The 23,614-nt window shown below is 58.3% G+C and carries 22 protein-coding genes and 3 pseudogenes; 15 read left to right on the top strand and 10 right to left on the bottom strand.

The window, feature by feature from the left end; translation table 11 throughout:
* Window positions 1–94: 94 nt before the first annotated feature.
* The 3 genes from ACIQ0R_RS02990 (at window position 95) to ACIQ0R_RS02980 (ending at window position 2,259) form a co-directional block, all read left to right on the top strand.
* Window positions 95–700 carry a hypothetical protein gene (locus tag ACIQ0R_RS02990; RefSeq protein WP_395823520.1) on the top strand — a complete coding sequence of 202 codons (606 nt, stop codon included), beginning with the start codon at window positions 95–97 and terminating at the stop codon, window positions 698–700.
* A 107-nt stretch (window positions 701–807) separates the two neighbouring features.
* Complete coding sequence (locus ACIQ0R_RS02985) at window positions 808–1,455, top strand: LuxR C-terminal-related transcriptional regulator (RefSeq protein WP_395823518.1); 648 nt, start codon at window positions 808–810, stop codon at window positions 1,453–1,455.
* Between the two features lie 306 nt (window positions 1,456–1,761).
* Window positions 1,762–2,259 (top strand): TetR/AcrR family transcriptional regulator, encoded by a 498-nt coding sequence (locus ACIQ0R_RS02980; protein ID WP_395823516.1) that lies wholly within the window; start codon window positions 1,762–1,764, stop codon window positions 2,257–2,259.
* Window positions 2,260–2,381: 122 nt separating this feature from the next.
* On the opposite strand, the gene ACIQ0R_RS02975 is transcribed toward ACIQ0R_RS02980, so the two are convergent.
* The 4 genes from ACIQ0R_RS02975 to ACIQ0R_RS02960 form a co-directional block, all read right to left on the bottom strand.
* Window positions 2,382–2,933, bottom strand: coding sequence for a response regulator transcription factor (locus ACIQ0R_RS02975; RefSeq protein ID WP_395823514.1), 552 nt, complete (start codon window positions 2,931–2,933; stop codon window positions 2,382–2,384).
* Window positions 2,930–3,826 carry a sensor histidine kinase gene (locus ACIQ0R_RS02970; protein WP_395823512.1) on the bottom strand — a complete coding sequence of 299 codons (897 nt, stop codon included), beginning with the start codon at window positions 3,824–3,826 and terminating at the stop codon, window positions 2,930–2,932. Before ACIQ0R_RS02970 ends, ACIQ0R_RS02975 begins: the two co-directional genes overlap by 4 nt.
* 3 nt (window positions 3,827–3,829) lie before the next feature.
* Window positions 3,830–4,213, bottom strand: coding sequence for a hypothetical protein (locus ACIQ0R_RS02965; RefSeq protein ID WP_395823510.1), 384 nt, complete (start codon window positions 4,211–4,213; stop codon window positions 3,830–3,832).
* 135 nt (window positions 4,214–4,348) lie between these two features.
* Window positions 4,349–5,398 (bottom strand): branched-chain amino acid ABC transporter substrate-binding protein, encoded by a 1,050-nt coding sequence (locus ACIQ0R_RS02960; RefSeq protein WP_395823526.1) that lies wholly within the window; start codon window positions 5,396–5,398, stop codon window positions 4,349–4,351.
* Here ACIQ0R_RS02960 and ACIQ0R_RS02955 point away from each other — a divergent pair.
* From ACIQ0R_RS02955 to ACIQ0R_RS02945, 3 genes are all read left to right on the top strand, one after another.
* Window positions 5,360–5,515, top strand: a complete 156-nt coding sequence (locus ACIQ0R_RS02955) for a hypothetical protein (protein ID WP_395823508.1) — start codon at window positions 5,360–5,362, stop codon at window positions 5,513–5,515. The two genes, ACIQ0R_RS02960 and ACIQ0R_RS02955, sit on opposite strands and share 39 nt — an antisense overlap.
* A gap of 144 nt (window positions 5,516–5,659) precedes the next feature.
* Window positions 5,660–7,048, top strand: a complete 1,389-nt coding sequence (locus tag ACIQ0R_RS02950; protein ID WP_395823506.1) for an alkaline phosphatase family protein — start codon at window positions 5,660–5,662, stop codon at window positions 7,046–7,048.
* Window positions 7,049–7,229: 181 nt separating this feature from the next.
* The gene (locus ACIQ0R_RS02945; protein WP_395823504.1) at window positions 7,230–8,591 is read left to right on the top strand and encodes a cytochrome-c peroxidase; all 1,362 of its coding nucleotides are present in this window, start codon (window positions 7,230–7,232) and stop codon (window positions 8,589–8,591) included.
* A 64-nt stretch (window positions 8,592–8,655) separates the two neighbouring features.
* Here the strand turns inward: ACIQ0R_RS02945 and pip are convergent, their stop codons facing one another.
* Window positions 8,656–9,648, bottom strand: a complete 993-nt coding sequence (pip, locus tag ACIQ0R_RS02940; protein ID WP_395823502.1) for a prolyl aminopeptidase — start codon at window positions 9,646–9,648, stop codon at window positions 8,656–8,658.
* A 118-nt stretch (window positions 9,649–9,766) separates the two neighbouring features.
* Window positions 9,767–12,247 carry a DEAD/DEAH box helicase gene (locus ACIQ0R_RS02935; RefSeq protein ID WP_395823524.1) on the bottom strand — a complete coding sequence of 827 codons (2,481 nt, stop codon included), beginning with the start codon at window positions 12,245–12,247 and terminating at the stop codon, window positions 9,767–9,769.
* Window positions 12,248–12,315: 68 nt separating this feature from the next.
* Here ACIQ0R_RS02935 and ACIQ0R_RS02930 point away from each other — a divergent pair, with 68 nt between their 5' ends.
* On the top strand, window positions 12,316–12,774 hold the full coding sequence (locus ACIQ0R_RS02930) for a glycoside hydrolase (protein ID WP_395823522.1): 459 nt from the start codon (window positions 12,316–12,318) through the stop codon (window positions 12,772–12,774).
* Window positions 12,771–13,556, top strand: coding sequence for a hypothetical protein (locus ACIQ0R_RS02925; protein WP_395823501.1), 786 nt, complete (start codon window positions 12,771–12,773; stop codon window positions 13,554–13,556). Before ACIQ0R_RS02930 ends, ACIQ0R_RS02925 begins: the two co-directional genes overlap by 4 nt.
* Before the next feature lie 85 nt (window positions 13,557–13,641).
* On the opposite strand, the gene ACIQ0R_RS02920 is transcribed toward ACIQ0R_RS02925, so the two are convergent.
* Entirely contained in the window at window positions 13,642–13,785 is a 144-nt protein-coding gene (locus tag ACIQ0R_RS02920; RefSeq protein ID WP_395823500.1) for a hypothetical protein, read from the bottom strand.
* Between the two features lie 51 nt (window positions 13,786–13,836).
* On the opposite strand from ACIQ0R_RS02920, the gene ACIQ0R_RS02915 reads away from it, so the two are divergent.
* The 6 genes and pseudogenes from ACIQ0R_RS02915 to ACIQ0R_RS02890 all read left to right on the top strand — a co-directional run bounded on the left by ACIQ0R_RS02915 (window position 13,837) and on the right by ACIQ0R_RS02890 (window position 20,725).
* A complete protein-coding gene (locus tag ACIQ0R_RS02915) occupies window positions 13,837–14,283 on the top strand; it encodes a CBS domain-containing protein (RefSeq protein ID WP_395823498.1) in 447 nt (148 codons plus the stop codon).
* Between the two features lie 320 nt (window positions 14,284–14,603).
* Window positions 14,604–14,942 carry a hypothetical protein gene (locus ACIQ0R_RS02910; RefSeq protein ID WP_395823496.1) on the top strand — a complete coding sequence of 113 codons (339 nt, stop codon included), beginning with the start codon at window positions 14,604–14,606 and terminating at the stop codon, window positions 14,940–14,942.
* A gap of 439 nt (window positions 14,943–15,381) precedes the next feature.
* Window positions 15,382–16,189: pseudogene (locus ACIQ0R_RS02905) on the top strand (substrate-binding periplasmic protein).
* A pseudogene (locus tag ACIQ0R_RS02900) lies at window positions 16,186–19,284 on the top strand (EAL domain-containing protein). The pseudogenes ACIQ0R_RS02905 and ACIQ0R_RS02900 overlap by 4 nt, the downstream one beginning before the upstream one ends.
* A gap of 114 nt (window positions 19,285–19,398) precedes the next feature.
* A complete protein-coding gene (locus ACIQ0R_RS02895) occupies window positions 19,399–20,085 on the top strand; it encodes a haloacid dehalogenase type II (protein ID WP_395823494.1) in 687 nt (228 codons plus the stop codon).
* Between the two features lie 88 nt (window positions 20,086–20,173).
* A complete protein-coding gene (locus ACIQ0R_RS02890) occupies window positions 20,174–20,725 on the top strand; it encodes a GNAT family N-acetyltransferase (RefSeq protein ID WP_395823492.1) in 552 nt (183 codons plus the stop codon).
* Here the strand turns inward: ACIQ0R_RS02890 and ACIQ0R_RS02885 are convergent.
* From ACIQ0R_RS02885 to ACIQ0R_RS02875, 3 genes are all read right to left on the bottom strand, one after another.
* On the bottom strand, window positions 20,722–21,198 hold the full coding sequence (locus ACIQ0R_RS02885; RefSeq protein WP_395823490.1) for an RDD family protein: 477 nt from the start codon (window positions 21,196–21,198) through the stop codon (window positions 20,722–20,724). The two genes, ACIQ0R_RS02890 and ACIQ0R_RS02885, sit on opposite strands and share 4 nt — an antisense overlap.
* A 64-nt stretch (window positions 21,199–21,262) precedes the next feature.
* Window positions 21,263–21,457: an FCD domain-containing protein gene (locus ACIQ0R_RS02880; RefSeq protein WP_395823488.1), complete on the bottom strand. Its 195-nt coding sequence runs from the start codon at window positions 21,455–21,457 to the stop codon at window positions 21,263–21,265.
* Between the two features lies 1 nt (window position 21,458).
* Window positions 21,459–21,974, bottom strand: coding sequence for a GntR family transcriptional regulator (locus ACIQ0R_RS02875; protein WP_395823487.1), 516 nt, complete (start codon window positions 21,972–21,974; stop codon window positions 21,459–21,461).
* A gap of 540 nt (window positions 21,975–22,514) precedes the next feature.
* Between ACIQ0R_RS02875 and ACIQ0R_RS02870 the strand changes: the two are divergent.
* A pseudogene (locus ACIQ0R_RS02870) lies at window positions 22,515–23,493 on the top strand (cytosine permease); the annotation flags it as partial.
* Between the last annotated feature and the right edge of the window lie 121 nt (window positions 23,494–23,614).

Genomic DNA, 23,614 nt, shown 5'->3' with positions numbered 1-23,614 from the left:
AACATTTCCATGGTGATCACCTTATATCTCCTGCCTAAAAATTAGACAGGACAAGTAGAACACCTGGGTCAATTTTGAATCAGCACTATGCCCTTTGCTGGGTCAATTTTCGGTCAGCCGTAACAGGGGCCTGATCGACCGCTTTATCAAGAAAAGCGACCACGATGCCCTTGATCGTCTGGAGCTAGAAATCCGTAGCCTGCAGAACGAATTCTTTCACGCTCAGTCGCTGACGTTAAAGGACCTGCTGACCCGCCATTCTTATACCTTCCTCTCGGACCCGGCGATGGAGACGCTGGTCGAGCAGTTGTGTGGGCGCCATGGCTTTGTCGAATATTACTTGTTTCCTAACCCCACCGGGATTCTGTTTTTTGATATGCATGGCAAGGCGACGCTGATGGTGATTGAAACCGAGGCCAGCCTGATGTCGCAACTTGAGGTAGGGCAGGATTACGGTGCGCCGCTGGAATTACTGGCCGGCTTGCGGGAATTGCGGCTGGTGCCGTTCTTCTCGGATAGTGGCGGCATGTATACCGACACAATCCGCCACGATTGGATATCATATTGCCTGCCGGCACAGATTTGCTCCGGCATTCAGGATTATCATTGGGCATTATTCGATTTTCCTGCGCATTATTTGCATCAACCTTTTTATTCGTTGGCCGAGTTCGTGCGCGACCAATCGGCCGATCTCAAATAACCGGATCAAACATGCCATGCTGCTAAGCCAAGCCGCTCCCAGATTATCCGCCGCGGAACTGCTGGAGATACTGCAAGCGCCCGACTGGGGGGCCGCTGCGCGAGCGCATGCAACGCCTGCTGGCAAAATTGGACAGTTGCGATTTCAGCCTGAAAATGGACATCACCAGTGCCAACGGCGCGCCAGTGGTGCATACCTTCGGCAGCCTGCCGACTGCGATGCTGCAACTGCTGAACGGTCCGGCGCCAGACCCGGGCGATCCGATTCAACAGCATCTGACGCGCTCACGGCTGCCACTGAACTGGCAGGCGGAACAAGTGTGCAAGCTGTGCGATGCGGCGCTCTATCCTTTGCTTAAATCGATGGGCATCACGCAAGGGATGAGCGTCGCTATTCACAGCAAGAATGCGGTAAGCCGTCTCGATTTCTACGGTAAGTCGGTCATCCCCAGCGTTTTGTCCACCAACGCCCAGGCCGATGCATTGCTGCTCGGCGTGCACCTGCAGGAAACCGCAGAACTGCTTTGGCGCAAGGTCTCGCAGAGCCAGGAACCACTGCTATCGACGCGTGAGCTGGAATGCCTGCGCTGGAGCGCGGACGGCAAGACCAGCAACGAAATCGGGCTGATCCTGGGTATCTCGCAGCGTACCGTGTACTTTCACCTTAAGAACGTGGCAACCAAGCTAGGCGTGCTCACCACCCGCCACGCGATCAGCCGGGCAGTGATGATCGGCATCATCAAGCCTGATAACTGAACTTGCTGATTTTGTCCCGGGCCGGGTTGTGCCGGTTCGGTTCGGTTCGGCTTGGCAAGCGCTGGTGCAGAATGCTACAGCTCCATGTGGTGACAGCCAGACCGGTTGTTGCGTATTGCACAGGTTAGCCAACCAAATCCTTGCTGTTTTGTCGCTCCGCAATTAAATTGTTAGCAGGGTTGATCGCAACGAACATTCGGTACATCAACTGCCATGTTAGCAACGAATCTGAGCCGCGACGAAGTCGTGGAACGTGTCTTGGCAGCCTTCCGCCGCTAGGGTTATGAGGGCAGCAGTCTGTCGCGTATGTCAGAAGCCACAGGCTTATGCCGCTCCAGTCTGTATTACTATTTCCCAAACGGCAAGGAAGACATGGCGAACGCCGCGCTGGCGGCGGTCGGCAACTGGTTTACCAGGCACGTCATGTCGACGCTAGAGAGCCGCGATGCGCCGGCACTGCGCCTGCAGCGCTTCAGCAGCAAGTTGGCTGAACATTATGCGAACGGACTTGCGCCTTGCCTGATGGACGTGTTCACCATCGGCGAGGCCGGCTCACTGTTCCAGCAACATCTGAGCAACCGCATGCGCGCATTGATGAGCATTCTGGCTGCGGTAGCGGAAGAGGCCGGCGCCGACAAGCTGGAGGCAGCGATCCGTGCCGAAAACGCCGTGGTAGCGATTCAGGGATCGCTGATCGTCGCGCGCGCGGTCGGTAACAACGGCGCTTTTCTGCGCGTGATAGAAAATCTGCCTGGCAATCTGCTCGGCGTCCAGGCCAACTCGACTGGCAATGTGCTTACTTGATACAGGCGTCTTTGATCCATGCATCAGGCGTCGTATAAGAGAAATTACAGGAAAAATTACGACAGATCGCTGGATAAGAAAATAGCGAATTCAGGTGATCGGGCGGCGCCAGAACCGGCGAGTTATTTGGCTGCCGGCTTTTTTGCCAGGCGTCGCTGCAGCGTCCGTCGATGCATGCTCAGCGCACGCGCAGTGGACGACACATTGCCCTGGTGCTGCGCCAGCACCTGCTGAATATGCTCCCATTGCAGACGATCTACCGACAATGGGGTTGCCGCCTCGGAAAATTGCGGTGCCATGCCTTTGCTGTCATCGGCTTGCAGTGCGGCCAGGATGGAGTCCAGATTGGCTGGTTTGGATAAGTAATTATCGGCACCCAGTTTGATTGCCTGTACCGTGGTGACGATGCTGGCATACGCGGTCAGCACCAACAGCCTGGCCTGCGGCTGCGACTGGCGCAGTGGCACAATCCATTGCAGGCCGGAGTCGCCGGCCAGTTGCAGATCGATGGCGACGAAGGTAAAAGTGGTCTGTGCCGCAGCGGCCAGGGCCGTCTGACCGTCATGCGCAACTGTGACAATGAAGCCACGCCGGGTCAGAGAACGCGCCAGGGTTTCGGCGAACACCTGGTTGTCGTCAAGAATCAGGAAAGCCGGATCGTCAGCATGGCTCATAACAGCGTAATCCTTAAATCGGCGACGGTGCCAACGCCGGGGCTTGACGCCAGTTTGATGCTGGCGTTGATCTGGCGCGCACTTTCGAATGCCAGCAGCAAGCCGATACCCTTGCCGTCAGCGCTGGCTGCCACCGGCTCGTAGCCGAGCCGCTGCAACAAGCCGGGATCAATGCCGCCACCGCTATCCTCAACCCGTATCAGCGCAGAACCGTCGGCGATCTGCAACCTCACCTGGACCCGGCCGCGGTTGTCGGCGACCGCACGCGCGGCGTTGTCCAGCAAGGTCAGCAGCAGTTGTCCGAGGATGCGCGGGTGCGCACTGCGACCATCGCCTTCTGGCAACAGCAGGGCAAGATTGATTGCGGGATAGCGCAAGCGCCAGCCATCGATTGAAGTCTTTAGCCAGTTTTTCAGGTCTACCGGGCTGGACCCGCCGCCGGCAGCCGGATCTGCATCGACGCGCATGTGATCGAGCGCGGCTTTACATACAGCGATCTGCTGTTCGATGACGGCAAGATCGGCGCCGTAGGTTGCCAGCGCCGGATTGCGTCGGGCTTCATGCTGCAGTTCGCCGACAATCACCGCGATGGTGGCCAGCGGCGTACCCATTTCATGGGCCGCGCCGGCGGCTTGGGCGCCGAGTGCAACAATGCGTTCGCTTTGCAACTGGCGTTCGCGCGCGTGCGCCAGTTCTGCCTCGCGTTGGCGCAAGTTGCTGGAGATGCGCGTGACGAACCAGGTGATCAACGCTGCAGATACAGCAAAATTGACCCACATCCCGGCCAGGTGATAAGCCATGCTGCGATGCTGATCATGGATGGATAAGAGCCGATAAACATAGGTCAGCACCGAATAGCTGGCAAACGCATACAGCGTCAGTGCAGAGGCCAAACGTCAGGGCAAAATGGCCGCAGCCACCGCCAGCGCCGGCAAATAAAACGAGACAAACGGATTGGTAGCACCGCCCGAGAAATACAACAACAACGACAGACAACTGACATCGACCAGCAACTGGCAGAACAACTCGATATCGCCAGCCGGACGCGGCCAGCGCATGCGCCACCAGCTTAGCAGATTGAAAGCGCCAAGAAATGCGATCACGCCAAACAGCGACAGCATGGTGCCGTGCGACAGACCGACATCAATCGAGAAATGCACCGCCGCAATCACCAGCAACTGAGCGACGATCGCCACCAGCCGTATCCACACCAGGCGGCTGAGTATCTGATGCTGCGGCAACGGGCTGAGCAGGGAAGTAAAAATCGGAGAAATGTGCATCGCCGGATTATATCCTTGCCATCTGCCAGTCGTGAGAGTGCGGGCACAGCACGCCGTAGCGGCGCTGCCGTATCGTTACCACTTAGCCACCACTCGGCCGCCGCCACCCAAGCGTCGCCATTTAAGACCAGCGCCCTATCTGGTCACCGTCAACAACGTTTGCTGGCCGTTACGGAAGGTGTAGATCGACAGGGTGCCGTTGCGTATATCGCCGTTCTTGTCGAAGGCGATCTTGCCGGTGACTCCGGTGTGCCGGATCCTGGCCAGCACTGGCAGATATTTCTTCGGATCGACCGAATTGGCCTGCTGCATGACATCGGCGATGATCATCACGGCATCGTAGGTGTACGGCGCGTATTGCACGATATCGGCCTGGTATTTTTTCTTGTAAGCAGCCTTGAAGGCGTCCAGAGCCAGATTGTCTTCGACGCCGCCGGCAATTGCGCAATACAGGTTGTCGTCGATCAGCCCCTCACCGGCCAGGCGCGGCAAGGCCGAGGTACAGATCGCATCGCCGCCCATGAACCTGGCCTGGATGCCGAGCTGGCGAATCTGGCGCAACATAGCAGCGGCGCTGGCGTCAATGCCGCCGAAGAAAATCAGGTCAGGCTTGCGGGCCTTGATGGCGGTCAGAATGGCGCTAAAATCGATGGCGCGATCACTGGTGTACTGCGTGGCGACAATCGCCACGCCATTGGCCTTGGCTTCCTTGACGAACTGGGTCGCCAGACCCTGGCCATAGGCGGTACGATCATCGATCACAGCAATCCGCCTGGCTTGCAATGTCTTGGCAGCGTAGCGCCCCATGACGACGCCTAGTTGCGCGTCGTTGGCAACCACGCGGAAGATGGTGTTGAAGCCTTGCTGAGTGTATTTGCTGCTGGTGGCCGATGGCGAAATCTGCGGGATCCCGGCGTCGTAATAGATCTTCGACGCCAGGATCGATGTGCCCGACTGCAGATGGCCAATTACCGCTGCCACCTTGGCATCAACCAGTTTCTGCGCCACCGAGGTGGCCTGCTTGGGATCGCTGGCGTCGTCTTCGGCCTGCAACACGAACTTGATCTTTTTGCCATCGATGACGATGCCCCTGGCGTTGAGATCGTCGATCGCCATGCGCGCACCGTTTTCATTGTCCTTGCCGACATGCGCAACCGGGCCGGTAATCGGGCCGACGTGAGCGATCCTGACTACCTGATCCTGGCCTGGGGTTTACGCTTGCGCGCCGGCGGCCAGCACACATGCAGCGACCAGCGTTACTACGTTGATCTTGGCATTAATTTGCATCTGTTTTCTCCGTAATTCGATTTTTCGTCTCGCAATTATCCCCGTCTCGCCCTAACTACGCTCTGCATCAATCCAACCCGTTCGACAGCCTACGCTACGCTGCCCCAGCCTACCGCCATCGGTGAACTGATTCCGCCGACCTTCCAGGATCCGGGCGGCGTGGCCGATACCCGCTTCCCGGCAAATCTGCCAAACGGCCCGTATCAGGTCAGCAAATATGTGCCATACGGCACCGCCACCACATCGCAGACCGGCGATCCGGTACACCGCTTCTTCCAGATGTGGCAACAGACCGGCGGCGACAACAGCAAGCTCGACATGTTCACCTGGGTCGCCGCGACTGTCGGCCAGGGCGGCGACACCAAAGGCATCACGCCAAGCAATCCCGGCCAGGGCGGCGAACTGATGGGCTTTTTCAATATGTCCACCGGCGATGCGCCGTTCTTTAAATCGCTGGCGCAGCAATACGCGATGAGCGACAACTATCACCAAGGCATCATGGGCGGCACTGGCGCCAACTTCTTCAACATCGCCACTGGTGACTTGCCTTACTTCACCAACAATGGCGTTGCCGCCGTACCGCCGGCCAACCAGATCGAAAATCCCAACCCGATGCCGCAAACTACCAACTTCTACACGCAGGACGGCTATCAGGGCGGCTCCTACGTCAACTGTTCGGATGCTAACCAGCCTGGTGTCGGGGCGATCCTGAATTTCCTCGGCAGCAAGAAGGTCAAGAGCAACTCCGACCCCGGCAAGTATTATCTGGTGAACAACTACAATCCAGGTTACGACATGAACGGCAAGGTGCAGCCAATCGGTCCTAACAACTACAACTACCCGCCGCAAACCGTGCCGACCATCGCTGAAGGCCTGGCCAAGAAGAACGTAGCATGGAAGTGGTACACCGGCGGCCGCGAACTGGCAGACGTCGCTGACGACGCAATCGCGTTGGGCTTCCCGGCAGTGGTTGTGCAGGGCGCACAGTACAACGCCATTGGCGACCCGCTGGTAGCGTCCAGCAACGTCATGACTACTAACCTGAAATCGAACCTGGCGGGCCTCACCTCGTTCTATAACGACGTCGCCGCGGGTACCTTGCCGGCAGTCTCGTTTGTAGTACCGAAGAACCTCGATAGCGGCCACCCGGGCTATTCGGCACCGGCCCGTTACGAAGCCTTCCTGCAAGATCTGATCGCCAAGGTCAAAGCCAATCCGAAGCTGTGGGCGCACACCGCGATCCTGGTCACCACCGACGAAGGCGGCGGCCATTTCGATACCGGGTATATTCAGAATCTGAATTTCTTCGGCAACGGTCCGCGCATTCCATTCATGGTGGTATCTCCGTATGCCCGCGCTGGCTTTATCGACCATACCTACTACGATCACTCGTCGATGTTGAAATTCATCGAACGCAACTGGCGTCTGCCGCCATTGTCGCCGCGTAGCCGCGACAACCTGCCGAACCCGGTCAGCATGGCTGCCGACAAGTACCGGCCGGCAAACACCGTCGCAATTGGCGATCTGATGGCCATGTTTAACTTCTAAGACCGTTTTATTGGGGTCAGAGTCGCGTTTTAATGAGGGTCAGAGTCGAATATAGCCGTAACAACATATTCGACTCTGACCCTCATTAAAATTCCAGATGATGTTATTGCGACCGCTGTTATTAACGTTGTACTGCGGTTGCGTGGCGGCAGCAACACAGAGTTGAAATGGATGTGATTTGTTGAAATTCAATCAAGATCGGTTACTGGGCCGCCACTGGGGTGCCGGGTTGGCTGGGTTGGCCGCAATTGTCGCGGTCAGTACCTTGCTGCTTAGCAGCTGTAACGATGCCGACACCTCTGCGCGCTCTGAGGCCAATGTCAATTCGACCAGCGCTGCACCGTCACCTGCCACGGCCGCTACCGACAAGAGTATTTCCTCAAGAGTCTGGGTGCGCTATCCCGAACCGCCGGCGACATTGAGCGCCGACGCTACATTGGGCAAGCACCTATTCTTCGATGCATCGCTGTCTGCCTCGGGCAAGCTGTCCTGTGCCAGTTGCCATAGTCCCGGCCATGCCTACGGCCCGCCGAACGACCTGGCAGTGCAGCTTGGCGGCGCTGACATGCGGCGCCAAGGCACGCGCGCTGTGCCGTCGCTACGCTACTTGGGCTTCACGCCAAAATTCACGCGGCATTACTATGTGCCGGGCCCGGACGAAACCGAAGACGAAGGCCCGACCGGCGGTTTCACCCGTGATGGCAAGGTCGATTCGCTGCACGAGCAGGCGCTGATTCCACTACTCAATCCGAATGAAATGGCGAACGCCAATCCGGCCGAGATTGCCGCCAGGTTGCAGAAATCCAGTTACGCCGGGCAGTTCCGGCAAGTCTATGGGTCCGATATTTTTGATCGTCCTGAAGCAGCGCTGGAAAAAGCCACGCTGGCACTGGAAGCGTTCCAGACTGAGGACCCGAGCTTTCATCCGTACACCAGTAAATTCGATGCCGTGATGTCTGGCAATGCCGATTTCACGCCGGCTGAATTGCGCGGCTACGGTCTGTTCAACAATCCGAACAAAGGCAATTGCGCCAAGTGCCACATCGATACGCCGGGGCCGGGCGGACGACCGGCACAATTCACCGATTTCGGCTTCCAGGCGCTGGGGGTGCCGCGTAACCCGGAGATAGCGGCGAATCGCGATCCGAAGTATGTCGATCTCGGCATCTGCGGCCCGCAGCGTAAGGACATGGCGCAGGAAAGCGAGTTCTGCGGCATGTTCAAGTCGCCGACGTTGCGCAACGTCGCCACGCGCGGCGCGTTTTTTCACAACGGCCGATTCCACACGCTGGAAGACATGCTGCATTTCTGTGTGGAACGCGATACCGATCCGGCCAAGTGGTATCCGAAGGTCAAAGGCAAAGTGGTGAAGTTCGACGACTTGCCGCCGCGCTACCGCGCCAACATCGATACGCTGGATGCGCCGCTGAACCGCAAGGCGGGCGCTAAGCCAGCCTTGAACGAGGAAGAAATCGGCGACATGATCGCCTTCCTGAAAACCCTTAACGACGGTTATTCGGCCAAGTCCGGCGCTGCGCCCTAGGAGCGCGCGCTGGCGTGCACACGCAGCGGGCGCAGAGCAGGCGTCCTTCGCCGGCTGCGCCAGATTATCCGGCGAATTTGTCGGTAGCGCGAATCAACTGATCCAGGATGCCCGGCTCGCTATACGCGTGGCCAACGTCTTCGATGATATGCAGCTCCGCCTCGGGCCAGGCTTTATGCAGTTCCCACGCGGTTTTGGGTGTACAGCAGACATCGTAGCGCCCCTGAACAATAACACCGGGAATACCACGTAGCCGATCGACATCGCGCAGTAGTTGTTGATCCTCAAAAAAACACTCGTTGATGAAATAGTGGTTTTCAATGCGCGCAAAGGCAATCGCAAACTGCGGATCTTCATGCGATTCGGCCAGCGATGGATCTGGCAACAGCTTGACCGTACTACCTTCCCATACGCTCCAGGCCTTGGCTGCCGCCAGCTGCGCGGCTGCGTCGCTGCCGGTCAGGCGGCGGTTAAAGGCCTTGACCGTGTCATACCGTTCCTCCAGCGGAATCGGCGCGATGAAATCTTCCCATTTGTCTGGAAATTGGCGTGATGCGCCGTCCTGGTAGTACCACTGAATCTCTTCCCGGAGTCCGGTAAAGATTCCGCGCAATATCAATTCGCTGACATGCTCAGGATGTTTTTCTGCATAAGCGAGAGCCAAAGTACTGCCCCATGAACCGCCGAACACCTGCCATTTTTCAAACCCGGCCAGCGCGCGCAAACGTTCGATATCGGCGACCAGATGCCATGTGGTATTGGCCTCCAGATTGGCATGCGGCGTGGAACGACCGCAACCGCGCTGGTCAAACAGCATCACGCAATATTTTTCGGGATTGAAGAGACGCCGATGATCGGCATTGCAACCGCCGCCAGGTCCGCCATGCAGAAATACCGCCGGCTTGTCGTCAGGATTGCCGCACATCTCCCAATAAACCTGATGGCCGTCGCCGACATCCAGCTTGCCCGATTTGAACGGTTCCAGCGGCGGGTACAGACCCAGTAATTGCGGGACGGGAGAAATTTGCGACACAGCGGGTTGGCCGGAAGTGCTCATGAAATTGTTTCCTGGTGGGAGTCGAGAGACACTGATCATAAGCAAGTCTGGCGATGGCGTCCAGCGGCTGTGCCGCATCGCTCATATTGTTTTTGTTTTAGGTGCTGCGTATTTGTGGCTAAGTCAGCGGTGCCAGCAGCAGTTGCAGATCGTCGGCGCTGAACTTGGTCGCCAGCGCCGCATCGCTGCCCAGCACGGCCTCTGCCAGCGCGGCCTTGCGCGCCTGCAGCTCAAGCATGCGTTCTTCAATGCTGCCTTCGACCACGATCTTATAGACGAACACGGTTTGATCCTGGCCGATGCGGTGGGCGCGCGCGGTGGCTTGTTCCTCGACAGCCGGATTCCACCAGGGATCGATATGGATCACCGTGTCGGCAGCGCTCAGGTTGAGGCCAACGCCGCCAGCCTTGAGGCTAATCAACAGCAGCGGCGCGGCTTTGGCCTGGAATTGCGCCACCACTGCGGCGCGCCGGGACGGCGGGGTTTTGCCGGTCAGGACCAGCCAGGGCAATTGCAATGCGGCCAGTTCCAGCGCGATCAAGTCCAGCATTTCGGTGAACTGCGAAAACACCAGGATACGCCGCCCTTCGGCCACCAGCGCCGGCAGCATGTCGCGCAGGAGTTGCAGTTTGGCGCGTTCGATACCATCCGGTTGCTGCATGTTTTTTAGCAGAAACGGGTCGCAGCATACTTGCCGCAGCTTCAGCAGGGCATCGAGAATCGTCAGCTGGGCGCCGCTGAAGCCTTTGCGCTTAAGCGCGCTGCGCACCTGTTCGTCGGCGGCCATGCGCACGCTTTCGTACAGGTCGCGCTGCTTTCCTTGCAATTGGACCAGCTTTAGCGCTTCGCTGCGCGGTGGCAACTCACTTGCCACTTGGTCTTTGCGACGCCGCAGGATGAACGGCCTGACCCGCTGCGCCAGCAACTGTGCGCGCAGCGTTTGGCCGCCAGTCTCGATTGGCTTGCGCCACAGCCGATTGAAGCTGCGCATGTCGCCCAGAAAGCCGGGCATCAGGAAATCGAATTGGCTCCACAACTCGCCCAAGTGGTTTTCCAGCGGCGTGCCGGTGATGCAGAGCCGATGCCGCGCACGCAAACGTCGCAGCGCAGCGGCACTACGCGCGGCGGCATTCTTGACGGTTTGCGCCTCGTCCAGAATCAGCATGTGGAAATCCTGTGTCTCCAGCGCCGTGCGATCGCGCCATAGCAGCGGATAGGTGGTCAGAATCAGGTCGTATTGCGCCATGCGGGCAAAATCGCGTTGTCGCTGCGGGCCTTGCAGAGCCAGCACCCGCAAGCTGGGCGCCATGCGCTTTGCCTCGGCTTGCCAGTTGAAGATCAGCGAGGTCGGCAACACTACCAGGGCGGGCAGATCGAGCCGGCCGGCCTGCTGTTCAATCAGAAGATGCGCCAGCGCCTGCGCGGTTTTGCCGAGCCCCATGTCGTCGGCCAGGATACCGGCCAGATGATGCTGGCGCAGATATTGCAGCCAGGCCACGCCGTGCAGTTGATAGGGGCGCAAGGTGACGCCCAGGCCGGCAGGTGCGGCTACCGGCTGCGGCGCTCCTGCGCCTTGCAAGCGCTGCGCCAATGCGCGCAAGCCGGCATCGCCCTGCAACTGCCAGTTGCCGTTGGCACCGGCGCGTTGCGCCTGCGTCGCCAGCAGGTGTTGGGACATCGCCTCAAGCCGATAGGCGTCCCATGCCGAGAGTTGCAACGGCCCTTCCGGCCGTTGCGGATCGCTGAGTAAGTCCAGCATGCTGCCGACGATGGCTTTGAGCGGCGCGTCCGGTGCTTCAATGCGTTTGCCGCCGGGCGCGCGTAACAGGATCAGCTCGTGATCATCGATCAGCGCCAGCGTCCTGGTATCAAGCCAGCGTGCGTCACGTTGCAGCAGATGCGCCAGCAGCGGCACCAGATCGCGCATTTCGCCATCGATTTCAACGCCTAGCGTGAGTAGCCAGGAGCCTTCTCCGGGCGGCCCGCCGAGCGCCGTCAAAGTCGGTTCGCGGCCGCGCATGCGGGCGGCAACTTGCTTGCCCAGCAGCTCGCCGTTGGCAGGGTTGATGATCAGGTGCCAGGCATCAACCGCCACGCTCTCGTGCGCGAAGCCGGGGCGCACAACAATGACCCATCCCTTGGCCTGCAGATCTGGTAACTGTTCAGCCCAGAAATCGCCAAAAAAATCTTCCTGCACCAGCGTCCACAGCGAATCCAGATGCGCCGCTGCCTGCGCGGCTTGATCGTTACGCCATTGCAGCGTATCGACTGGCAGCGGATGCAAGCCCAGTTCCCATACCAGGTCGAGGGCGTCGGCCTCAGCACCGAGATCGCGCAACAATAAACGCCGGCCATGTCCGGCATCCACCGTTTGCGCCGATGCCGGGCGACGATTCAAGAGCGTGGTCGGCGCTGCACATTCCCATTGCAAGCCGTCTTCGGTGATACAAGTCCAGCTGATTTGCGCCACTGTCACATTTGGCCCGCGCGGCCCCAAAGGACCGGACGGGCGCATACCCAGCAAGCCATCGCCGCGGCCCAGGGTTTGCAGTGTCAGGCGTGGTCGGAAACGCCCGGGGGAGGCCGCAAACAACGCCAAAAATTTCCGTCCGCTGCGGGCGCCGCTGGCGACGCCGGATGAGGCCCAATGGCAGGAAATGATTGCGCATGGTGACAAGGTCTGGAACGATTGTCAAAGCAGGCGACATAACAGCGCCGATGAGCATGGCGCACAACGCGGTCGCCAATGTCGACAGCGCGCACTGGATTTCGCAAGATCGGCAGATGCCGACCGGCTCAGAGGACGGCAACGCCACCAGCTCGCAAGGGATTTTCTTTGCACATGGCATGCAGACACCGGTGACTGGCTGGGGCGATCCGGACATATACAAGAATCAAAAGTCTGCCTGTCTTCCTGCCTGCCTGTCTGGCGGCGCGACGCCAAGCCCGCGATCCTCGATTTCCGGCGTGAAATTGCAAAAACCCTTCTGGCTAAATGCCGTTCAGTTAAAACTGAACGGCATTTTTTATCTTCATTTATGCGATCGCCCGATTTTTTTACGACATCTTTATACTGCTTTACCTACACTCAATGCATCAGAAACAGCCATACGGGCTCTATCATGATCATGACCGTTTTCAGCCAGGACGAAGTTTCAAAACGTTCAATATTAGCCGCCAATCTGGCCGCCCATTGCGCATTGCATTATCGCAAGGTGCTGTTGATTGATGCTACGGCACCGCATCAGGCATTAAGCTGGAGCGCTTGCCGCGATGCTGCTGGCATCAAATCGAGGCTGACCGCGCGCGGCACGGAAAATCTGCAATCGGAACTCGAAGATCCGCTTTCCTACAGCCGCAGCCATTATGCCGAAATCGTCATCGACGCCGATGGTGCCAATACGCAGGATAGCGACGCCGCACTGGTTGCCACCGATGTGTTGGTACTTCCCGTGCACGCCCGCCAAGACGACATGCGGCACCTGCCGGCGCTGGCCCAGCGCATCGAGGCCTTGAAATTGTTCAATCCTGCTTTGCGCGTGCTGGTCGTGGAAGTGCAGCCGATCAGTGCCTTCGGTGATGCTGGCAATTCGCCACACAGTCCGGCCCGGGCGGTGGCGCAGGCGATTCTGACGGCTGTCCTCGCTAACACCGTGATCCACGAATGGATAGATGATCGCAGTACCTTTCAGCAGGGCCGCTCTGTCTTGGACAACAGCGTGCGCAACCAGCGTGCCGTCGCCGAGGTTCAAAACTTGTATCAAGAGATCGCCAGCAGCCGGACCCGCCCGCTCGATCCCGTCGCCAACAGCCAAGCGATATTGCAGGCGCTGCAAAGAAGAATTGAAGAAAAAGAGCTATGCCATCTCGCGACGGAACCGGTGCGGCCTCAGGCCAGCGCAACATGAGATTTTGCCGGTGTGGTTAAGCAGGCGCTTTCCACTCGCGGTAAGTCGCCTGATCGACATAGGAGTGCCCTCGCGCGCTGCGGTTTTAGCGTCTTGAGAGACGCCGTCGCGCCAGCACCCATGCCGTCAGGGCCTCGGCAGGATCGATATTGCGGGCGTTGCGCTCGGTCTCCGGCTTTTCCAGAAGGCACTTGCAATTTGAAAACGAATAGGCTACTTTCGTAAGCACCGCTGGTGAAATGAGTTGTCAATATCCAGCCGGCTTGCCGAGGAGACCGTCGTGAAAACCGTTGTCCAGATTCTCAAATCCAAGCAAAACCAGGCTACCTACACTATTTTGCCTTCCGCCAAGGTGTTCGACGCCATCAGGATGATGGCCGACAAGAGCGTCGGCGCATTGCTGGTGACCGAAGGCGAACAGATCGTCGGCATCGTCACCGAGCGCGACTATGCGCGCAAGATGGTCCTGCTGGGACGTTCCTCCAACGATACCTGCGTGCGCGACATCATGACCAGATCGGTCATGTATGTCCGCCTCGACGATACCAACGAGCAGTGCATGGCCCTGATGACAGAAAACCGGCTACGCCATTTACCGGTTCTGGACGATGGCAAACTGGTCGGCGTCATCTCAATAGGCGATCTGGTCAAGGACATCATTTCGGAACAGCAATTCACCATCCAGCAACTGGAACATTACATCATGGGCGGCCCGGTTATCAGTTGAAACGGCGCAGTCCTGCTACATTGTCGCTGCGTTCCGGCTTGCAATGAATGACCGGATTGAATGGCGCAATTGAATCACGCGAATAAATCACGCAAATGAGTGGCGCCCCCCGTCACCCTTTTTTCTGCGCCCGACGTGGTTGCCGCACGCGCCAATCGAACTGCAATGAAAAATTGCGGTTAAACACAAAAATCACCCCGGCAGCATCTGGGGCGAGACGCGGTTGGCCGTTGAATTGTTCCTAACCCTTTCCGCGCTACAATGCGCCGCTTTGCCTGGCCCGAAGCGGTTGCCGGGCGCGTATTTGACGGACAGAAATCATGAAACTGAAACAACTCTTGCCAGCCGCCAGCGTCGCCATCGGCGCCATCAGCATCGTCGCGCTCCAGGGCTGCGCCGTGGTCGATGTGCCGGCTGCCGATCCGCAAGCCAACCAGCAACCCGGGGCGCCAGTGGCGGCCGGCTGCGCTGCCGACCGGCTCACAGATGAAACTCTGGTCGGCAAGAGCGAAAAAGAGGCCAGCGATTTGCTGCAAGGGTGCGCCTGGCGCATCGGTGAGCGCGACGGCGAGCACTATGCCGGCGCCATGGACTATCGTGAAGAGCGTCTCACCATCAGCCTTGCAGGCGGCAAGGTGATCTGGGTCCGGCGCGGTTAGGCGATCTGGTTGCCGGTGCATGCAACGCGCTGGCAACCATGCCACTCAAATATTTCACTCATATCATTTTGGTACGATTCGCAGGGCAATCCTGTGGCTTGATTTGCTTATCCGCTTGCCTGATGTCAAGCTGTCAAGCGTTATGCGTTATGCGTTATGCGTTATGCGTTATGCGTTATGCGTTATGCGTTATGCGTTATGCGTTATGCGTTATGCATTATGCGTTATGCATTATGCATTATGCATTATGCATTTTATTGTGCCTGTTTATCAATGTCCCTCAGCTAACTTGTCATTTATTACCCGGCATACGACCTTGGCGGGCGCGGTATCGGTTGCAGTTAAGGGATGTGTCGCGTAACATCAGTTGCGTTGACGCAATAATTTAGTTGCCCGTAACACTCTCATCCCGAGTCAACTCTACAGCTATGGTAAAGCTATGATCCGAGGTTGTCTTGGTATTCTGTTGCTCATGGTTCGCACTGCAGGGAGTGCCGCCGAGGTCGACCCTGACTGTTCGCGCCCGTTCACGCTGGCGCTGCACGCGCAGGGTTTGCTGTATTCCGCCGCAACCGATAGCGGCATCGACAAAGATGTCGCCGATGAACTGATTCGCCGCAGCGGCTGTAAAGTCAACGTCAGCCTGATGTCGCGGGCGCGTATCTGGCAACTGATCAAGTCCGGCGCGCTCGACTTCAGTCTGTCCGGCACTGCCAACGCGGAACGCAGCCGCTTTGCCTCTTTCGCCTGGTACTTTCGCCTGGTACTTCAGCAGTAAATACTATCTGATGGTACGCCACGACAGCGGCCTGCGCCAGCTCGCCGATGTCGAGCGTGGTGCGCATTTTCAGCTCGGCGTGATCCGCAGCTTTCGCTATAGCGAATCGGCCAATCGGCTGGTCGAGCAATTGTCTGCTGCCAACCGACTCAGCCGCGCCAACGGTCAGGCGCCGCTTTACCAGGCGCTGTTACACGGCAGCATCCAAGGCATGATCATCGCGCCATTCGATTATCCGGCGCTGAATGAACAGAAGATCCGAGACCTGACGTCCGCCATCGAATTTAACGACCCGGCTATACCGCACGGGCTGATCATGTCGCGCAAGGCGTTGCCGGCGGCTGAGCAGGAGAAATGGCGCAAGCTGGTGAACGACATGCGCGCAGACGGCACTGTGCGCCGCATTTTCGAGAAATATTTCAGTCCCGCCTGTGCTGGCGCCATGGTCGGTTTGCGAGCAACGCGGTGAGCCGCTGGCGCCTTATTCTGCTGCCCCTGGTGGTCTTTATCACAGGGCTCGGCGTGACGTGGGCGCTTTGGCAGCATGAACGGGAACTCGTCAGAAAAGATTTACTCTCTCAGTTCGATGCTGTGCTGCGCGATACTGCCAGCCGCATTGAGCTGCGCATGTACGCCTACGAGCAGATGCTACGCAGCGCGCAGAGCCTGTATGCGGCCAGCGGCGAGATGAGCCGCGACGATTTTCACGACTATGTCGCCTCGCTGAATCTTGACGCCAATTATTCCGGGATTCAATCCATCGGCGTCGGCCAGTGGGTGCCGGGATTGAGCAAGAGCGATCATCTGCTTGCGATGCGTCATTTGGGTTTCGCCGACTACGCTGTGCAACCGCCGGGACAACGCGAGAATTATGCGCCGATAGTCCAGCGAGAGCCGAATCTTGGCGGCAATTACGCAGTCCTCGGCTTCGACATGTGGTCCGATCCTGCGCGCCGCAGCGCGATGGAGCAGGCACGCGATACGGGCGCCGCGGCGCTGTCTGGAAAAGTCCGCCTGACGGCCGATGCGGAACAGGATCTGCGCTCCGGCTTTCTGATGTATCTGGCGCTTTATGAGCACGGCAAACGACACGACAGCATTGCCGCCCGCCGGGCGCACCTGGCTGGCTGGGTCTACACTTCTTTCCACATGAAACCTGATGGCGAGCTTGTATGGCGAGCTGCCGCATGGACTGGCTGTTGATATTTACGACGGTGTCGTACCTTCTGCCGCCACGCTCTTGTATCACTCCGACGATGGGGTTGGGAAGCCGTCGCCGGGGGCCATGTGGGGGAATGAATATATGGTTATCGGGGGACGCGACTGGACGCTGTCGATGACCGCACTGGACGATTTCGGCGGACACTTCGGGCACAACGCCGCATTGCCGATTGTCGCCACAGGTGGTTGTCTCAGCCTGTTGCTGGCGCTGCTGGCGCTGCTGGCGTGGCAGATGTTGACGGGCCGCAGCCGCGCCATGCAGTTGGCGGCATCGATGACGCTTGAATTACGCGAGAGCGAAGAAAAATTCCGCGCCATCGCAGACTGCATGCTCAACTGGGAGATCTGGTGGGGCCTGGACGGCAAGCCGCGCTGGATCAATCCATCGGTCAAGGAGTACACCGGCTATACGATAGCAGAGTGCATGGCCATGGATGATTTCGCCGCTACGCTGATCTATCCTGAAGACCGGGCTCGGGTTGTATCCGGCTTCCAGCAGGCGTTGCAGGGCCTGCGCGGCAATGATATGGAAGTTCGCTGCGTGCGCAAGGACGGATCGCTGTTCTGGCTTTCCATTTCCTGGGCGCCGATCAGCGATGACCGCGGCAAATTCACCGGTTTTCGCACCAGCGGACGCGATATCACCGAACGCAAGCAGGCCGAGGCGGAACTGCGCATCGCCGCGGTTGCGTTCAATTCGCGCGAGGGCATGATGATCACCGATGCCAACTCCACCATCTTGCGCGTCAATCGTGCTTTCACCGAAATCACCGGATATAGCGCCGCTGAGGTAGTCGGACAGACACCGCGCATGCTGCGGTCCGGCCGCCACGACAGCGCCTTCTATCGCGACATGTGGCAAACCATCCAAAGTCATGGCGGCTGGCAGGGCGAGATATGGGATCGCCGCAAGAATGGCGAGATATATCCGAAATGGCTGACGATTTCCGCGGTGACAGGAGAGGACGGTATCGTGACACATTATGTCGGCCACCATCATGACATCACCGAACGCAAGATTTCAGAGGAAAAAATCAGGGAGCTGGCGTTTTTCGATGCGCTCACGCATCTTCCCAACCGCACCCTGCTGACTGTGATCGCCTGACGCAGGCGATCACAGTCAGCGCGCGCAATAAGACCAGCGGCGCGCTACTGTTTGTAGACCTCGATCATTTCAAAACCTTAAACGACACACAAGGACATGACAAAGGTGACCTCTTGCTGCGGCTGGCAGCGCAGCGCCTGGCTGGCGGCGTGCGCGAAGTCGATACAGTGGCGCGCGTCGGCGGCGACGAATTTGTCATAGTCCTGGGCAACCTGAGTCCGAATATCGAGGATGCAGCGCGCCAGACCGAAGCGGTCGGTGAGAAAGTCCTTGTCGCGCTGAGCGGCGTCTACCAGCTTGGCGAACTTGAATACCGCTGTACCGCAAGCATCGGTGCGACTTTGTTTCAGGGCCACCGGTCTGATATCGACGAGTTGCTGAAACAGGCCGACCTGGCGATGTACAAGGCCAAGGAAACCGGGCGCAACCCCCTGCGTTTCTTCGATCCGGCGATGCAGACCGTGGTGGTGCAACGCGCCAACCTGGAGGCCGGGCTACGCAAAGCGATTGAGGGAGAGCAGTTCCTGCTGCATTATCAGCCGCAGGTGCGAGGCAATGACCTTATCACCGGGGTCGAAGCGCTGGTGCGCTGGCAGCATCCACAGCGCGGGATGGTGCTGCCAGCAGATTTTATTCCGATGGCGGAAGAAACCGGGTTGATCCTGCCACTGGGAAAATGGGTTCTGCAAGCCGCTTGCACTCAGCTGGCGCGATGGGCAATCCGGCCGGAACTGGCGCATTTAACGATTTCGGTCAATATCAGTGCCCAGCAGTTCCGCAAAACCGATTTTGTCGACATGGTACTGGCCGTCATCAGCAGCACCGGCGCGAATCCGCATCGCCTCAAGCTGGAGTTGACCGAGAGCCTGCTGGTAGACAACGTCCAGGACGTCATTGAAAAGATGACTAAACTGAAGCTCTCGGGAATCTTTTTTTCATTGGATGATTTCGGCACCGGATATTCTTCTCTCTCCTACCTGAAGCGCCTGCCGCTGGATCAGTTGAAGATCGATCATGCCTTCGTGCGAGACATCCTGTACGATTCCAACGACGCGGCCAACGCCGAAACCATCCTGGCACTGGCCAGGAACCTTGGCCTGGAAGTGATCGCCGAGGGCATCGAGACCGCCGCGCAGCGAGATTTCCTGGCCAACGCAGGCTGCCATGCCTACCAAGGCTATTATTTCTGCCGTCCGCTGCCGGTCGACAACTTCGAGAGCTTTATGATGAGGGTTTAATCGGTAGCGGGTCGCGTTGAGTTAGCGCATGATTGCCAACCTCGCAACCCACAAGCGGAGCGACGACGCCTTGCTTCATGCCGCCGACTGCGCGTTACTTCTAAAGGAGTCTACATGCACCACATCAACGGCATTGTGTTTGACCTGTACGGCACCCTTTACGACGTTCATTCGGTAGCCACGTTGTGCGATACCTATCACCCCGGTCACGGGCGCGAGATCAGCGCGGCGTGGCGCCAGAAGCAGCTTGAATACACCTGGCTACGCAGTCTGATGGGCAACTACGTCGACTTCGAACAGGCTACCCGTGATGCGCTGTTGTCTACATCGCGGCAACTGAAGCTGGCGCTCGACACAGCGGCGCAGCTTGCATTGTGCGATGCCTATCTGCGCCTGCCACCGCATGCGGAAGTCCCTGCCGCACTCTCCAGACTTCAGGCAAGCGGGCTGCCGCTGGCCATCTTATCGAACGGTTCGCCGCACTCGATACACAGCGTCGTCACGCAATCAGGACTCGGGCCGTGTTTCGCACATCTGATCAGCGCCGATGAAGTGCGCATGTTCAAGCCGCACCACAGTGTCTATCAACTAGCTGAAGCGCACCTCAAACTTGATCGTGCCGAGATATTATTTGTGTCGTCGAATGCCTGGGATGCATCGGGGGCGTGCCATTTCGGTTACCCAGTCTGTTGGATCAACCGGGCCGGCAGTGCATTCGATGAGCTAGGACAAATTCTCGATTACGTGGTGCGCGGATTGGACGAGCTGGCCGATCAGATGGCGTTGGCGCGTGCATCGTAAATGGAGATGGAAGTCGCTGCCCTGTCGACGCGATGAACATCATTCAAGCTGCGTATCCACACCACCGATCCATTGACAGACGCATGCCATGACCATCTTAACTACGCAACGGCTACGGCTGGAGCCGTTCAATGATTTACACCTGGGTGGGCTGCTTGCCGTCAACCGCGATCCGGCCGTGATGCGCTATATCACCGGTAAGCCTCAGACCGCAGAGGACACGCAGGCGGTGATCGCCCGCGTCAAGAAGCGGTGGACTGAATGGGGGTTTTCCTGGTGGAGTTTGATTGAGCAAGACAGTGATGAACTTATCGGCTCAGGCTGTATCCAGTACCTCGGCGGCGACACCGCCAACCCGCTGGAAATCGGTTGGCGTCTGCGTCGGGACAAGTGGGGTCAGGGGCTGGCTTCAGAGGCGGCGCGGCGCATGGCCGGGTTTGCGTTCGAGACCATCGGCGGCGAGCGCCTCTGCGCGGTCTGCCACCAGGATAACCAGCGTTCGGCGCGTGTCATGCAGCGCCTCGGGATGCGGTATCAGGGCATCGAAAGATGGTACGAGATGGACGCTGCGGTATATGCCATGACCCGCGCCGATTGGCAGCGTGCCTGTGCCGGGTGGAGCGGGGACAGCGCGGCTTAATGGTCGAAGCGTACCGGCGCGCCATTACCGCGCCTGGGCCGCACCACCACGGTGCCGGCCAGTTTGTCATGCCAGCCCTGCTTGCGCTGGTCGAGGCCGACCCAGATCAGGCCCAGGCAACAAACCAAGATCGACGGGAAATAACCGATATAACGGATCAGGTTCTGGCTCATGCTGGTCGGGCCGCCGCTGCAGGCATCTACGATCCGGGCGGAAATCGCCATCTTGCCCGGTGTGGCTTGTCTGAAACTCCAGAACGCCAGCACAGCAATCGCCGGCAGCACATATGAAATCAGGAAACTGGCGCTACTGCTAAAGGTGATCCCGGCAGCCAGTCGTTCGCGGCTGTAGATTGCCAACAACAACGGCGCGGTAATCGCCAGCACCAGCACGGTATCGATAATGCTGGCCCAGACCCTGAGCCAGAATCCGACATATTCCAGTTGCTTATCGAGTTGCTTGGTATCGTCCATGGCGGTCCTGTCCGGTTGCGTGCGCGGTGCTGTTTGGGATGCTGCTGATACCAGAGAGTATCGCTTAAACCCCGCGCACTGGCGCAAACAGTTTGCCGAAATCGATTTCTGTAGGGCGGCTCGGCGCCGTCAGGAGCGTGCTGGCATACTCACCCAGATGATGCGCCATCAAGTGCGCGGCTTGCTCGCCATCTCCCTGTTCGATTGCGTCGAGGATCGCCACGTGTTCGCCTGCCGAGCAACTGTTGCGCTTCGGCATTTCATACAGGCCGATCAACAGCGAGCTGTGCGATCAGCGGCCGCAGATAGCTCGTCACGATGTGATTTTCATTGGCTTGCGCCAGCTTCATATGGAATTCGCCGGAGAGGCGAATCCAGTCGCCCCAGTTACCCTGCTCGCGCAGGGTATGTTCGCGCCCGACCATCTGGCGCAGCTCCGGCAGGCGTCGGCGTTTGCCCGCCAGGCTCTTGACTGAACCACTTTCGACGATGACGCGCGCTTCGAATACTTCACGTGCTTCATTGATGTCATGGGCGGCAATCACTGCACCGCGATTCGGTTGCAGATCGATCACGCCTTCATGGGCGAGTTTCACGAACACCCGCCGCAAGGTGCCGCGCGTGACGCCGAAGGCGTCACATAGTGGGGCCTCGACCAGGCGGGCGCCGGGTGGCAATTGGCGCTCCAGGATGGCGTCGATGATTGCCAGGTGGATACGTGCATCGATCTCGTCGTTGCTCAATTCTTGCTGGCGCATGCCGCTAGCCTGACTCATGCTGCGGCCCGATTAGCCGACACCGCCAGCGAGAGTGGCGACATCAGGATTGCGCACAATTGATACATGGCTGGTCAGATCCTCATCTAGGTGATGCGCCAGTATAAATCCTAAGCCTGGCCGTTGCACGAGTGCACGATGTTTTACCTGCGCTATCCATTCTTATCCAGCCGATAGCACGGATGGCGTGCCCCATGCTGGAGCAGGGGCAAGAAATTGGCGGATTTTGCACCAAATTGCGCACAATATTGTGCAAGCAGATTGCCTTCGTATTTACTGGAAGCAACCTCTGCGTCGCTCATTTTCATTCTTGAAACGCTTGTTTATGGCATTAAAACCTTAGCTGGCACGGTTCTGGCTTACTGCAAGGCTGACATTGTGCGCAATTTGCTCTTTGATTGTGCGAAATAAGTAACAGCCAGAATAAAGCTAACCCCGTAGACCAGACGACAACCAGCGTCTCGACAGCGAGAAGCCCAAGCGCCCCCCCCGGTTCTGATTATTCACGTTTTTAAATGCGGTACTACATGAGGAGTCACGATGGAAAAACACAATGCAATGATCAAACCGTCATATGACGAGCGGCTCACCAACGAAGATCTGGCACCGCTGAAAAAACAAACCTGGGGCAGCTACAACATCTTCGCATTCTGGATGTCGGATGTGCATAGCATCGGCGGCTATGTCACCGCCGGCAGCCTGTTCGCCCTGGGGTTAAGCAGCTGGCAGGTGCTGGTGTCGCTGCTGCTTGGGATCATGATCGTGCAGTTCTTCGCCAACCTGGTGGCCAAGCCTAGCCAGATAACCAGCGCCCCCTATCCGGTGATTTGTCGCACCACCTTTGGCGTCCTCGGCGCCAACATTCCGGCCATCATTCGTGGCCTCATCGCGGTGGCCTGGCACGGCATCCAGACCTATCTTGCCTCCGGCGCCTTTCTGCTGATCTTACTCAAGTTCTTTCCGGCGCTGGCGATCTATGCCGACGTCGCGCAATACGGGTTTGCCGGCCTCTCGTACCTCGGCTGGCTAGGTTTCATGGTGATGTGGGTATTGCAAGCATTCGTGTTCTGGATCGGCATGGAGGCGATTCGCAAGTTCATCGACTGGGCCGGTCCTGCCGTGCATGTCGTCATGCTGCTGCTGGCAGTGTGGCTGGTGGCGAAGGCTGGCTGGCTGGAGCAATATCGATCTCAACCTGGGCGGCATCAAGTACAGCGGTTTCGCCGCGCTGCCGGTGATGATCAACGCGATTGCGCTGGTGGTCTCGTACTTCTCCGGGCCGATGCTTAACTTCGGCGATTTCTCCCGATACGGCAAGGATTTCAACTCGGTCAAGCGCGGTAATTTCTGGGGTCTGCCGGTCAACTTCCTCGGCTTTTCAATACTCACGGTGATCTGCATCGCAGCGACGCTGCCGATCTACAGCAAGCTGATTACCGAACCGGTAGAGATGGTCAGCCATATCGACAATACCTTTGCGGTAGTGCTGGGCGGCCTGACCTTCATGGTGGCCACGGTCTGAGCTTCCCTCGATTTTTCGTCTTCCAACAGGTGGCTTTTATGCCGCCTGTTTTTCCTGATGTTGCTCAGTGAGCCAGTCATCTAAATACTGGCAGGGTGAACGATAGCCAAGCGTCGAA

Origin of the sequence: Collimonas sp. (assembly GCF_044339385.1) — a bacterium.
GTDB lineage: Bacteria > Pseudomonadota > Gammaproteobacteria > Burkholderiales > Burkholderiaceae_D > Collimonas.
This window is presented reverse-complemented; position numbering and strand designations above follow the sequence as displayed.

Excerpts from the sequence above, each read along its gene's own strand:
- ACIQ0R_RS02975 (WP_395823514.1), bottom strand. The coding sequence starts at position 2,933 with ATGAGCCATGCTGACGATCCGGCTTTCCTGATTCTTGACGACAACCAG.
- ACIQ0R_RS02875 (WP_395823487.1), bottom strand. The coding sequence starts at position 21,974 with ATGAGTCAGGCTAGCGGCATGCGCCAGCAAGAATTGAGCAACGACGAG.
- ACIQ0R_RS02880 (WP_395823488.1), bottom strand. The coding sequence starts at position 21,457 with ATGCCGAAGCGCAACAGTTGCTCGGCAGGCGAACACGTGGCGATCCTC.
- ACIQ0R_RS02930 (WP_395823522.1), top strand. The coding sequence starts at position 12,316 with ATGGTGACAAGGTCTGGAACGATTGTCAAAGCAGGCGACATAACAGCG.
- pip (WP_395823502.1), bottom strand. The coding sequence starts at position 9,648 with ATGAGCACTTCCGGCCAACCCGCTGTGTCGCAAATTTCTCCCGTCCCG.
- ACIQ0R_RS02895 (WP_395823494.1), top strand. The coding sequence starts at position 19,399 with ATGCACCACATCAACGGCATTGTGTTTGACCTGTACGGCACCCTTTAC.
- ACIQ0R_RS02985 (WP_395823518.1), top strand. The coding sequence starts at position 808 with ATGCAACGCCTGCTGGCAAAATTGGACAGTTGCGATTTCAGCCTGAAA.
- ACIQ0R_RS02955 (WP_395823508.1), top strand. The coding sequence starts at position 5,360 with ATGCGCAACCGGGCCGGTAATCGGGCCGACGTGAGCGATCCTGACTAC.
- ACIQ0R_RS02890 (WP_395823492.1), top strand. The coding sequence starts at position 20,174 with ATGACCATCTTAACTACGCAACGGCTACGGCTGGAGCCGTTCAATGAT.
- ACIQ0R_RS02910 (WP_395823496.1), top strand. The coding sequence starts at position 14,604 with ATGAAACTGAAACAACTCTTGCCAGCCGCCAGCGTCGCCATCGGCGCC.
- ACIQ0R_RS02965 (WP_395823510.1), bottom strand. The coding sequence starts at position 4,213 with ATGCACATTTCTCCGATTTTTACTTCCCTGCTCAGCCCGTTGCCGCAG.
- ACIQ0R_RS02885 (WP_395823490.1), bottom strand. The coding sequence starts at position 21,198 with ATGGACGATACCAAGCAACTCGATAAGCAACTGGAATATGTCGGATTC.
- ACIQ0R_RS02925 (WP_395823501.1), top strand. The coding sequence starts at position 12,771 with ATGATCATGACCGTTTTCAGCCAGGACGAAGTTTCAAAACGTTCAATA.
- ACIQ0R_RS02980 (WP_395823516.1), top strand. The coding sequence starts at position 1,762 with ATGTCAGAAGCCACAGGCTTATGCCGCTCCAGTCTGTATTACTATTTC.